At 47.6% G+C, this 13012-nt stretch carries 8 protein-coding genes; 1 reads left to right on the forward strand and 7 read right to left on the reverse strand.

The window, feature by feature from the left end; all coding sequences use genetic code 11:
• Positions 1-18: 18 nt before the first annotated feature.
• From M1K58_RS13750 to M1K58_RS13770, 5 genes are all read right to left on the reverse strand, one after another.
• Positions 19-2034 (reverse strand): helix-turn-helix transcriptional regulator, encoded by a 2016-nt coding sequence (locus tag M1K58_RS13750; protein ID WP_256759425.1) that lies wholly within the window; start codon positions 2032-2034, stop codon positions 19-21.
• Positions 2035-2164: 130 nt separating this feature from the next.
• Positions 2165-3925: a stalk domain-containing protein gene (locus tag M1K58_RS13755; RefSeq protein WP_256759426.1), complete on the reverse strand. Its 1761-nt coding sequence runs from the start codon at positions 3923-3925 to the stop codon at positions 2165-2167.
• A 6-nt stretch (positions 3926-3931) separates the two neighbouring features.
• Positions 3932-5341, reverse strand: a complete 1410-nt coding sequence (locus M1K58_RS13760) for a plastocyanin/azurin family copper-binding protein (protein WP_256759427.1) — start codon at positions 5339-5341, stop codon at positions 3932-3934.
• 175 nt (positions 5342-5516) lie between these two features.
• A complete protein-coding gene (locus M1K58_RS13765) occupies positions 5517-7562 on the reverse strand; it encodes a helix-turn-helix transcriptional regulator (RefSeq protein WP_256759428.1) in 2046 nt (681 codons plus the stop codon).
• 84 nt (positions 7563-7646) lie between these two features.
• On the reverse strand, positions 7647-9305 hold the full coding sequence (locus tag M1K58_RS13770) for an FAD-binding dehydrogenase (protein WP_256759429.1): 1659 nt from the start codon (positions 9303-9305) through the stop codon (positions 7647-7649).
• A 152-nt stretch (positions 9306-9457) separates the two neighbouring features.
• On the opposite strand from M1K58_RS13770, the gene M1K58_RS13775 reads away from it, so the two are divergent.
• Positions 9458-10528 (forward strand): LLM class flavin-dependent oxidoreductase, encoded by a 1071-nt coding sequence (locus M1K58_RS13775; protein WP_256759430.1) that lies wholly within the window; start codon positions 9458-9460, stop codon positions 10526-10528.
• A 107-nt stretch (positions 10529-10635) separates the two neighbouring features.
• Here M1K58_RS13775 and M1K58_RS13780 read toward each other — a convergent pair whose 3' ends face one another.
• Both M1K58_RS13780 and M1K58_RS13785 read right to left on the reverse strand, forming a co-directional pair.
• On the reverse strand, positions 10636-11652 hold the full coding sequence (locus M1K58_RS13780; protein WP_256759431.1) for an SDR family oxidoreductase: 1017 nt from the start codon (positions 11650-11652) through the stop codon (positions 10636-10638).
• 103 nt (positions 11653-11755) lie between these two features.
• Positions 11756-13006, reverse strand: a complete 1251-nt coding sequence (locus M1K58_RS13785) for an MFS transporter (RefSeq protein ID WP_256759432.1) — start codon at positions 13004-13006, stop codon at positions 11756-11758.
• Between the last annotated feature and the right edge of the window lie 6 nt (positions 13007-13012).

Raw genomic sequence — 13012 nt, forward strand, 5'->3', positions numbered from 1 at the left:
TTTATTAGTCCTCGACAACTAGCTGTTTCTTATTTTCATATAATAGTTTATTAGCTGAGCTCTATTTTTGATGTCCCATTTACGAAAGATGTTAGAGAGGTGCTTCTTCACCGTAGATTCACTAATATACAACTGTTGGGCGATTTCCATATTCGAATGACCCTCGACAATCAATTGAACGACCTTTGTTTCCTTACCGGTCAAGAGGACGGGGGTAACATCCTTGTCCTTTTCTTCGTTCTCCCCAACAATACCGTACGAAGCGGCCATTCTATTCAAATAATTGTGCAGCTTGTTTCCCCTCGTATCGATAACGAATAGCGGGGCTGGCGCTTGATCTCCATAATCATAATGAATGACATCCTTCGTGATTTCGCAGCCCAAGCTATGAAAGATGGCATGGCAGAAGGGATCAGGAGGTGGGGCTGCAACAATAAAGCAAGAGGATAAAATATGAGAGATGAAGGTTAACCCTGTCCACTGAAGCATTGGAAGATCTGAGGAGTCATAGACATCAAGAGTTTTGAAGAAGTAACCGGCCCTCGAATACCGAGGAACCTGAAGTGCGCTAAGCTCCGCTGCGGACAAGCTGTTGAAATAAGCAGAAGAGAGGGGCTTTGATTTCAAGTATTCCAACGTATGCTCATTAATCGGAATAATAACGGACAACCCGCATACGACACCCTGAAAATCACGGGTAAGCTTCACGATGCTGGCATCCAGTTCGTACAATTCTTTCAAATGAATGTGCATAAGTCCATATAGACTGACTTCGGCCTTGTAAACAAACTCAACGGATTCCTGAGTGTTGGGGTCCTGCAGATTGATCCGAACATCCTTCGTATGCAAATAGCGATTAGCGATGTACTGCTCGGCTTCCTGCCAGTTGGCGAGAGTTAACGGCTCCGTGCTATACGACGAGGAATGCTGGTAGAACGCAGACTGAATCAATTGATCTCCGATATAGTAGAACCATTCAGCGTTATCCCATACCACTGATTTCTTGCCAACCGTTTGTTTAATTTTTTTAAAATAATAGAGCACGCAGCGCTTCCAAAGCTGGTCAAAGCGTTCCGGTTCCCTCAGCCGCAATTCATGACTAACGGCATCACGCAGTAGATCATGCAGTAACCATCCCCGATCTACCCGCTGAACGAAGGAAAGACTTGCTAGCTTCTGAAATTGCTTTACTGTGATCGGTTTCTCAAGTACATAGCTCAGCAATTCCTGATTAAAATAGCGCAGAACGGCTGCCGTTTCGACCAATTCCCTGTAATCATCCGGCACCTCTGTTAGCCAAACATTTACAATATGCTTGAACACCTCATCGGTTGCCATCGTGCCTGTCTTCTGTAAAGTACGGACTAGAGTTGTCGAGGCGAATAATGCCAAGGTCAATGGATGCCCCTTCGTTTGGGTCCAGATCCGCTGTACGGTTTCTTCGCTATCGATACCCGATCGAATCATGTACTGTTTTACGGATTCATAGTCCAGATCGCTAAGCGGTATACGATAGATCAGCTTTCTCCATACCGACGAATAAAGCCATTTCCCTTGCAAAGGTAGCCTTCCACTAATAACGACTAGAAGCTGAGGGGGCAGTTGCGTTAAGAATTCCTCTCTCAGCCACTGCTCTGATTGTCCGAACTCCTCGAACGTATCCAGAGCTAGCACGATTTTCCCTTTACCCGTTGCTTCTTGAATGGTGTCTAAGCATATTTTCGTTATAAGATTTATATCCTCTGTCATTGGGATTTCTTTTGCAGGATAGTGTAGTGTACGTAAAAGCTGTAAGCAGAATTCGAGTGGGGATATAAGCGTGCGGCTGTCTAAGAGCAGGAATGTAGCACCGAACTGTATGGAAAGGCGACGGAATTCGTTCAACAAATAGCTTTTTCCGATTCCCCCGGTTCCATATACATTCAGTATGCGTTCATTCGCGAAGTCCGCCAATAACCGTTCGAGGAAGCATTCGACTTCTTTATCTCTCCCGACGAGATAATGCTGCTCCATTAGATCAATCACGTTAGACATAGCTCACGGATCACCTCACACCTAGATATTACCTAGATCCGTAAATTCAGTCAATGATTGGTTTTTGTTTATTCACACCAAAACCCACCTTCCTGCTCAGAAGGTGGGTTTGGATTGTTGATTTCATTTTTTACTGCTCCGTTACCGTGATTTCTCCCTGCATACCCGGATGCACCGAACAATAATACGTATACGTTCCAACGTTGGTGAACGTGTTGCTAAAGGTGGAGTTCTTCAAGAGGTTAGCACTCTTGAAACTGTCATAAAGATCGTAAACCGTATGAATCTGTGTATCTTCGTTGATCCATTTCACGCTTTGCCCCTTCTTTACGCTCAGCTTATCCGGCATAAAAGCGGACTGGCCAATTTGAACCGTCATCGAGTGAGAGAGTTCTGGATCTCCAGAAGAAGTGGAAGCTCCGCCATCCTCCCCAGAGGATGAATCGGTCGGATCGTGATCTCCTGGCATCTGCATCGATGTAGCTGAGCGAATATCCGCACTCACGATAATACCTCCAGAAGCGTCGCGATCAACCTTTGCACCAAGTTCACTAGCGACGAATCGCAGCGGCACCATTAATGCACCCTTCTGCTCCCGAAGCAGTACTGGCAGCTTAATAACAACCCCGTTAACCATTGCCTGATCACTGCCAAGCCAGAACTGCAGCTTCTTATCCGTCGTCGAATACACGACCGACTTCTCCGTCGCAAGCCATTTCACTTCGGCACCGAGTTGTTCACCAATGAAGCGGAGTGGCACGTAGGTTACGCCCTTGACTACGATAGGGGGGCTCACGAGCGACACACTTTTCCCGTTGACGATTGCTGACGGTTGCCCGGCTTTCAATCGAATGTCCATCTTCATACCTGGGAGCGTACCCGCTTCGGTCACCTCGATCATCGTATGCAGTCCGCCCGGATATACGCCGTTATTTGTGTTGTCCGTGATGTTATGACTGTGGAGTGGAAAAGAACCCGCTTGATCGAACGTGACCAGAAGATCATATCGTTCCCCCGGACCAAGCAGAACGGTATCCTTCTCCAGCGGCTGCGGCAACGGTCTCCCATCAGAAGCGATAATCTGAAAATGGAACCCGTGCATATGAAAGCTATGGGACTCGTAGCCCGCGTTGATCAGCCTAATAAGCACCTTCTGCCCGATGGCTCCATCAATCCGGGTTGTCGGATCGTCCTCCGTATCCGGAAATGCTTTGCCATTAATCGTCCAGAAGGTCGGATGGTAGGCCGTCCGGTCATACTCAGTCCCTTCCTCCACCGCCTTGTGCCAAGTCGTGTCGATCTCGTTGAGTAGAAGGACGTATTCCTTATCATAGGAAGGTCCGCCAGTCCACGCTTCATTCCCTCCGCCCTTTGCTTTAACAACGAAGGCTCCATACATCCCCATCTGGAGATGTTCAATCGTATCAACGTGGCAATGGTAGAAATAAGAGCCCGCTACGTCCGCCGTAAATTGGTAAGTGAAGCTTTCACCAACGGATATCGGAGCCGATGTGTGGGGAACCCCATCATTAGCCTGATCCGTATCCAATCCGTGAAAGTGAATCGTGTGCGACAGCTTCTTGATGCCTGACTTCTTCGCCCCGATGTTCGTCAGCGTGATCTCGACGTGATCCCCTTCATTAACTTCCAACGTCGGTGCAGGATATGTGGCGCTGCCCGGCTCATTGGATAGGCTATACCCCCACAAGTAGAGGGAGGATCCATCAGGTAGCTTCGTGTAACCGTCGGTAGCGTAAAGATGGAACTTCTTGACGATGGGCGTCTGCACTACCGCAGCCGACCCTCGGTCGGCTACTAAAGCGAATAGTAGCTCTCCTAAGGCCAGCAAAATCAGCGTATAAGCTGTGAACCGTGATAGGATCAGCTTCATCCTCCGTTATTCCATCTTCATACCGGCGTGCGAATCGTCGCTAGCAGGACTAGCACTAGCATCTGCTGCCGGACCGACCGGAACCGGAGCGGCCACTGGGGCTGCGGGAACTGCACCGTTAGTGACAGAGAAAGTCTTAGTGATATCGTTCCAGAAATAGGTACCACCCACTGCACGGACAATTTCTTCTGCTGAAGCGTAGCGAACCCCTTTGACCTCATCGCTCTTCGAAGCTAACACGGTGCCGTTAACGATGACGGCTTTGCCATCCTTCGCATACGATCCAGTAGTGCTCGTTTTACCTTTGCCGACCTTGACGACAGTCGCTTTCAGCTTGCTATCGTAGCTTGCTGAGCCGCCTAGCGCCTTGGCAAAATCTGCGATGCTAACGTTGAGAGAGCTGCCTTTCCACTGTGCTTTCGCCGATCCCGCCACTGCCTTGCCGTTGACGAATAGCTTGACGGATGTTTTCGGAACGACGATAACCGTCCCCTTCATCACATATCCGCTGTGCAGGAAGCAATCATAGGTAAACGTTCCTGACTTCGTAAATTTCAGAATATAAGGGTTATCTCCCATAATGCCACCTGAATGGGTGAAAATTTTCCCGTCTTGGACTGAACCACCCGAAGGCAAGAAAGGATTGAAGGTCGGATCAGATTCTGGTTCAGCTAGAAGTGCAGGAGGAAGGTTAAACGATACAAAATGTGGTTCATAGAGGCTTAGGTTTTTCCATGCAACCGAATCTCCCTCGGCGATAACGACCGTTTCTGGATTCATCCGATTATGGGACAGACCCATGTTCGGGGAGCCTAATCCAACGGTGTAAGTCAAGGTGCCATCTGCGTTCTTCCCATAAGCAGGAGCAGCCCCGTCATTGAGCAGCGATTCTTGTAACCGCAGATCGTCCTCGGTTGCCTTGGCCGCGGCTGTTTGCTCGACGAGAGAAGGTATCGGCTGGCCCTTAGGCAGGACGACAACTGAACCCTTCATGTAGATGTGAAGTATGCAATAGTATGGGTATACGCCGCTTGCGTTGAATGTGATCTCATACGACTGTGTAGGTAAGAGCATCCCCGAATTAAGAACACTTTTGCCATCCCATGAGACCCCACTTGGCGCTGTCGGTATCGCAAAATTCGGGTCTTCCGATGTGATCGGCTTGCCACCCGCCAAGAAAGTAGCCGTGTGGACGTTATTGGCAGAGCCATTCGTAAAGACGACCTTGTCACCCTCATGGATGTACAAGGTACCCGGAAACATGGTGTCGAACGAGGATGCAGAGCTATCCTTGCCTACGGATACCTTCCATGTCACTGGTCCGGCCGAGCTGCTGGTGTCCGCTGCGAATACGGAGCTGAATGTCATCAAGGCAGCGGTAAATATGAGGAGCATAGCCAATCCTTTTCTGATCATAAGAGTTGTTCATCCCTTCTATTAACGAATCTCTGGAAAATGAATCAGTTACAGCATACAGTGCCCTATAAGCAAAGGATATTACCCGAAAGTCGTATAAAAGGAGTAGCCTCCGCTAATGACACAAGAAAACCAAAAACAAGCCTCAACGGAATTTCCCGTCAAGGCCTGCTTCCTAGCTATTCTTCATCATGGATGGGTATTTGTTAATTAACTGTACCCTCTTGTTAACATCTAGCTTTCTATAGATATTACTAATGTGCTTCTTGACTGTTGTTTCGCTAAGGAAGAGGTGCTTGGCAATTTCAAGGTTGGAGTAGCCCTTTACAATAAGCTCAAGCACTGTATTTTCTTTAGGAGTTAAATGGAGAAGAGGCTCCTCATCCTGATTCCTTTCTTCCAGGATCCCAAATGATTCAACCATCTTGTTCAAGTATCGCTGAAGCTTGCTTCCTCTTGTATCAACCACGAACAAGGGAGTCGGCGTCTTATCGTCGTAATCGTAGTGAACCACATCCGTCCTCTCACACCCCAAGCTCTGAAAGATGCCATGCGAGAAAGGATGCGGCGGTGGAGCGGCCACAACGAACCCACTAGCTAGCATATGAGTAATGAAGGCCATTCCCGTTGACCGGAGCATTGGCAGATCGGAGTAATCAATCGTATCTAGCGTCTTAAAAAAATAACCCGCCTGCGAATGTTTTGGAACCCTTAGTTTCTTAAGCTCAGATTCTGGCAAGCTATTGAAATACACTGAGGATAGCGGTTTAGATCGTAAGTAGTCCAAAGTATGCTCGTTAATGGGGATAATAACCGCTAGCCCACGGATCACTCCTTGCGGGTCTCGCGTTAGCTTAACGGAATTCGGATCTAGGAGGAATAACTCCTCAAGGTCAATATGTTTTAAAGCATAGAGGCTATCTTCCCTGGTGACCAAGTACTCCATTTGTTCTCCGGCATTTGGTTGCGGAAGCTTGATTGAAATATCCTTCGCATGGAGATGTCGATTAATCATATACTGCTCAGCTTCGGCCCTATTCGTGGAACTAAGAGGCTCAGAGCTATAAGATACGGATTGCTGATAAAAGACGGATTGAATCAACTGGTCTCCAATATAATAAAACCATTCTGCGTTATGCCAAGAAATCGCTTTGTTGCGTGCTGACTTCTTGATTTCCTCGTAATAGTACAATACACATCGTTTCCAAAGTCTGTTGTAGTTCTCCGGCTTGCGGAGTCTTAATTCAGAATGAATAGCCTCACGTAATAAATCATGAAGCAGCCACCCTCGATCTACTCGCTGGACAAAGGAAAACTGTACAAGCCTTTGGAAGGATTCTGTTGACACTTCCTTCTCCATGACAAAGCTCAATATTTCTTGGTTAAATAGCCGTAGCACCGCTACCGCCTCTACTAAAGCGCGCATGTCCTGACTCGGAACCTCTGTTAGCCAATTGTTTACGATATATGTAAAGTGTTCTTTGTCATCCGAATAAACCGTGTGGTGAAAACTCTGAACTAATACTGTAGATACTATCAACGTTAAGGTCAGAGGATGGCCTTTCGTTTGATTCCAAATCCGTCTAATCAGCTCATCCTGCTCAATCCCCGAGCGTTCCAAGTATTGTTTAACCGAGTTATAATCCAGATCAGCAAGCGGCATCCGATAAATATATTGCCGCCATGCAGGAGAGGAAAGCCACCCCCCTTGTAAGGGGGTTCTACTACAAATGACAACAAGAATATCCAAATTAAGCTTAGCAAGGAACTCATCTCGCAACCAATTCTCCATCTCACCGATTTCTTCGAAGGTATCTAAAGCAAGAACCATTTTACTTGATTGTGAAGATTCCAGAATCGCACCTAAACACGTTTCAACTAATCGATTCAAATCTGCGGCTTGCTCTATCATTTTATAAAGGGGATAACGTAGCGCACCTAGTACATGAAGGCAAAATTCAGCCGGATTCTTAGGGAAAACACGGGTGTCCAATAAGAGGAATTTCATCTGTCCGCTCTCTGTCATTCGGCGAAATTCATTTAACAAATAAGTTTTCCCTACTCCACCGGTGCCATAAACATTAAGGATGACCCCTTCCCAGGTGTCACCCGCCAGCGCTGCTTGAAATTGTTGAATTTCATTCTCTCTACCTACGAGAAAATGCTGCTCGATATGATCAACTCTATTGATTATCCTGCGATGTTGTATCTCCTTCGACATGGCCTTGCCACCTCTCATGATATCGATCATAACAAGCTGCCATATACATTTTGTAAACGAGTTGAGTGGGCCGGTCAGCAATCTCTAAGATCCCAGCTCATCCGCAATAGCACGTCCCGCAACCCTTCCCGTGAAGAGACAGCCCCCTAGGAAGGTTCCTTCCAACGCCCGATAACCGTGCACGCCACCACCGCCGAAGCCGGATACTTCTCCTGCAGCATACAGTCCCGGGATCGGTTCTCCCGAAGAGTCGAGAACACGACCGGACAAATCGGTCTGCAGCCCACCTAATGTTTTGCGACTGACGATATGCAGCCGAACAGCGATCAGCGGACCGTTCTTGGGATCTAGTATTTTGTGCGGACGAGCGACCCGAATAAATTTGTCCCCCAAGTAATTACGCGCACCCCGCAGGGCTGTAATCTGCATATCCTTCGTAAACGTATTGTCCATTTCCCGGTCCCTGGCCCGTATTTGCCGTTCGATCTCCTCAACCTTCAATAGATGCTCGCCCGTCAGTCTGTTCATTCCAGTAACGAGCTCGGCAAGATTGTCGGCTACAATGAAATCCTCACCTTTATCCATGAACGCTTTGACAGGAGCCGTAGCTCCGGGCAATACTCTAGCTAGCACTTGCCGAATGCTCTTACCGGTCAAATCCGGATTCTGTTCTGAGCCTGAGAGAGCGAATTCTTTTTCTATCATTTTTTGCGTCAAAATAAACCAAGAGTACTCGTATCCCGTTTGCCTTAGCGTCTCCAGCGTACCTAAAGTGTCAAAGCCAGGGAAGTTAGGTGCGGGCAAGCGCTGGCCCAGCGCGTCTAACCAAATCGATGAGGGGCCAGGAAGAATACGTATGCCGTGATTAGGCCATATCGGATTCCAATTCTTGATCCCTTCCGTGTAATGCCACATGCGATCCCGGTTCACGATTCGGCCGCCCGCTTCCTCGGTAATGGCAAGCATCCGTCCATCTACGTGAGCAGGAACCCCCGAAAGCATATGAGCTGGAGGAGCGCCCAACCGCTTGGGCCAATTCGCCCGAATCAAGTCATGGTTCGCGCCAATCCCACCACTAGAAATGAGCACAGCTTGCGAGCGATATTCGAATTCACCGACCACCACTCTAGAGCTTTCTTCCCCACGTGCTGATTCACTAGACGCTAAAATGGAACCGCTTACACCAATGACTGTACCGTTCTGATTGATTAATTGATCCACACGATGGCGAGGTCCAAACGTGATAAGTCCCTTCTTCATATGCTCTCTAACCCGCCGTTCGAAAGGTGCCACAATAGCTGGCCCTGTTCCCCACACAATGTGAAATCGAGGAACCGAGTTGCCATGTCCCTCTGCCAGATAGCCGCCCCGTTCTGCCCATCCGACAACCGGAAAGAATCGCACTCCCATGCTACGCAGCCACGCTCGCTTTTCCCCAGCGGCAAAGTTAATATAGGCCTCTGCCCACTGCCGTCCCCAATAATCCTCGTCCTCTTCTCTGTCGAAGCCAGCGGATCCAAGCCAATCCTGCAACGCCAATTCCTTAGAGTCTTTAATGCCCAACCGACGCTGTTCCGGCGAATCAACTAGAAATAAGCCGCCGAAAGACCACCAAGCTTGACCCCCGAGCGAGCTTTCCGACTCTTGGTCGAGCAGCATGACCTTATTCCCTTTGTCCGCCATTTCCGCTGCTGCTACCAGACCCGCTAACCCTGCGCCTACCACGATAACGTCGTAATCCAAGGACGATCCCTCCTTACGTAATAAACGAATTAAATATGTTACATATTATACCAGAGACGTATAATCTCGAATATCCACCACACTATACTTACTAAAGTTGAGAAACAATAAATTATTTAGTACACTATAAGTAACGAAGGAGGCGGTTCAGAATGACCCATCTGGCAAACCACATGGAAATAGGAATTAGTACGTTTTTGGAGGCCACACCTAACCCGGTGATAGGTCAAGCGATCAGTCATGCCCAGCGCTTGCGCGATGCAGTTGAAGAGATCGTATTAGCTGATCAAGTCGGACTTGATGTCTATGGAATAGGTGAGCATCATCGTGCTGATTACGCAGCAACCGCTCCCGCTGTAGTCTTGGCAGCAGCTGCCGCCATGACCAAGCGAATCAGACTCACAAGTGCCGTTACCGTGCTATCCTCAGATGATCCGGTTCGCGTATATCAAGCTTTCTCTACCCTAGACGGAATCTCTAACGGTCGCGCCGAAATTATGGCCGGTCGGGGTTCGTTCATCGAATCATTCCCGTTATTCGGACGTAATTTGGATGATTACGATGAATTGTTCGATGAAAACCTAGAGCTACTCCTTGCGATCAGAGAATCGGAGAAGGTTACTTGGCGTGGCGGTCATCGTCCTGCGATTAATAATCTTGGGGTCTACCCCCGCTCTGTTCAAAGCCCACTCCCCGTATGGATCGCAACCGGCGGAAACCCAGAGTCGGCTATACGGGCAGGAACGCTTGGTCTTCCCGTCACGTTCGCCATCATCGGCGGGATGCCAGAGAGGTTTGCACCGTTAGTCAAACTCTACAAGGATGCTGCCGCACGTGCGGGTCATAATCCTGACACATTACAGATTGCTACACATTCGCACGGATTTGTCGGTGAAACAAACGAGCAGGCTGCTGATCTATTTTTCCCGTCCAATCAGGCTCAGATGAACGTGATAGGGCGCGAACGAGGTTGGCCACCTTACGGTCGAGATTCCTTTGATGCCGCCCGTAGCCTGAGGGGAGCCCTCTATGTAGGCGATGCAGAGTATGTAGCGGAGAAGATTGTTCTATTACGCCGCAATCTAGGGATCAACCGTTTCTTCCTCCACTTAGATGTAAGTACAATGCCTCACTCCGAACTTATGCGTTCTATCGAACTGCTCGGCACTAAAGTTGCACCACTGGTGCGTAAAGAGCTTGCTCGCCTTGAGGCAACGGAATAAGGACTAATGATGACAAAAAGAGAAGTGTGCGAGCTAATAGGAGCTTGCACACTTCTCTTCTATACTTGCTGAGAGAATGTATTCAAATTTATTCAATTAGGAACCATTTATTCCTTTATTGTTAATAGAGCAGCATCCAAAGCACGAATAACTTTATCGCACCAGCTATCAAATTCCGGATCCTCTTTTTGATATTCAGGATGGGCTATAATGTTAGCTATCGTTTGCTTGATTCCTTGATCTAGTCGAGTGGTAGCCACGAATCCGGGAACAAGTCTCTTCAGCTTTGAATTATCAAAGACAACGGAATTGGCCTTATCCCCCAATAACCCGCCTCTGTAATCCTCTTTACTACATGCCGCCAAAAATTCAGATGAAACATGAACAGCATTGAGTTTGACACCAAGGGCATCCGCAATCGCCTCATAGATTTGATTCCAGGTCACCGTCTCATCCGAAGTGATATGAACGGACTCCCCAATCGCATGAATATTGCCCATTAAGCCAATAAAGCCTTTAGCAAAGTCGCTATTATGCGTCATCGTCCACAGGGAAGTACCATCTCCATGAATGATTACAGGTTTATTTGCCAGCATACGCCTAGCAACTTGCCATGACCCCTTACTTCCATGCACGCCAAGTGGAATGGAGCGCTCATCGTAAGTATGACTAGGTCTCACAATCGTTATGGGAAAGCCATTGTCACGATACTGCTTCATCAAATAATCTTCACAAGCAATCTTATTTCGGGAGTACTCCCAATATGGATTCGATAAAGGGGTTCCCTCCGTGATTCTATAATCGGATAATGGCGTTTGGTATGCTGAAGCTGAGCTAATAAACATGAATTGCTTCGTTTTACCGTTAAATAATCGGAAGTCTCTTTCCAATTGACTAGGTTCAAAGGCTATAAAATCGGCAACAACATCAAACTCTAAATCTTCAATAAGCTTAGCGACATGATCTTCATCATTAATATCCGCTTGAATACAGTTTACTCCTGCTGGCAAGTCCACATTTCGGTTGCCTCTGTTAAGAAGATACAATTGACAGCCTTCTTCTAACAACTGCTTCGTAATCGCAGAACTAATCGTGCCTGTTCCTCCAATGAATAAGGCTTTCATAATCCACCTCCGCAAGGAATGTACTAAAGTTAACTTAAGGTCGCTACTCTTCACTTAAACATAGGTTGTTGTATAAAGTTACTTAATGTTACTGAGAGAACATTTATGCGTTGGCGCCCTTAAGCTTATTATCCTTCGGCAGCCAGATCGCTAATATGCCAAGCAGAGGCAGGAACCCAGACACTTTCATAATGAATGCGATACTTGTTTCATCCGCTAGCCAACCTAGAAGCGCAGCACCAAGACCTCCCATACCGAAAGCCAACCCGAAAAACAGGCCAGAGACAAACCCGATTTTCCCGGGTATTAACTCTTGTGCATAAACAACGATAATTGAAAATGCAGAGGATAATATGAAGCCGGCCAAGACAGCCATAACTCCCGTCCAGAATAAATTCGAGAAAGGCAGCAAGAGTGAGAATGGGGAGGTTCCCAGAATGGAAAACCAAATGATATTACGTCTGCCAAAGCGATCCGCCATCGGTCCGCCAAAGAAGGTACCTATGGCTGCAGCACCAAGAAAGGCAAAGAGGAACCACTGTGCATGACCGATGGAAACGCCATAATCGTCTATTAAGTAGAATGTGTAGTAGCTCGATATGCTTGACATATAGACGTTCTTAGAGATAACAAGTGCAATAAGAATGACCATCGCCCATACCACTTGTCGACTAGTTAGACCACTCTCGGGCTTACCATCTACGCCAACGGCCGCTTTAGGCTTGACCTCACGCCGTGGCAACAGAAGCTGCGAACCGTACCACTTAGCAACATACATTTGAATAGCAATCGCTGCAAGGGCCGCGAAAACAAACCAGATTACACCTAACTGACCAATATGCACGAATAGAACAGCCGTCATGATTGGACCAAGCGAGCTTCCGATATTGCCTCCCACTTGGAAAATAGATTGTGCGAGACCCCGTCTTGGACCGGCAGCCAAATAAGCGACCCTTGACGATTCAGGGTGGAAAATAGCAGATCCAATCCCCATTGAGGTGACAGCTAGTAAAATAATTGAATATTGAGGTGCAAGTGCCAGTGCCACGATACCGGCTAATGTAAAACAGACGCCAATGGGAAGAATAAGTGGCATTGGTCTTTTGTCTGCGAATCGTCCGATCAGGGGCTGAAGTAATGAAGCCGTCAGATTCATCGCTAAAGCGATCATGCCTATCTGTGTATAGCTTAAGCTAAGTTCCGCCTTCAAGATTGGAAATAGTGCGGAAACCGTTGATTGCATAGTGTCGTTCAGCATGTGAACGATGCTAATTGCAAATAAGATGGGGAACACCGTCACCGACGCAGTCTGGGAGAGGGTCTTTGATTTGTTAACGTCTGCATTTGCACTCATGACTGG

The organism is Cohnella sp. WQ 127256, assembly GCF_024519285.1.
Lineage (GTDB): Bacteria > Bacillota > Bacilli > Paenibacillales > Paenibacillaceae > Cohnella.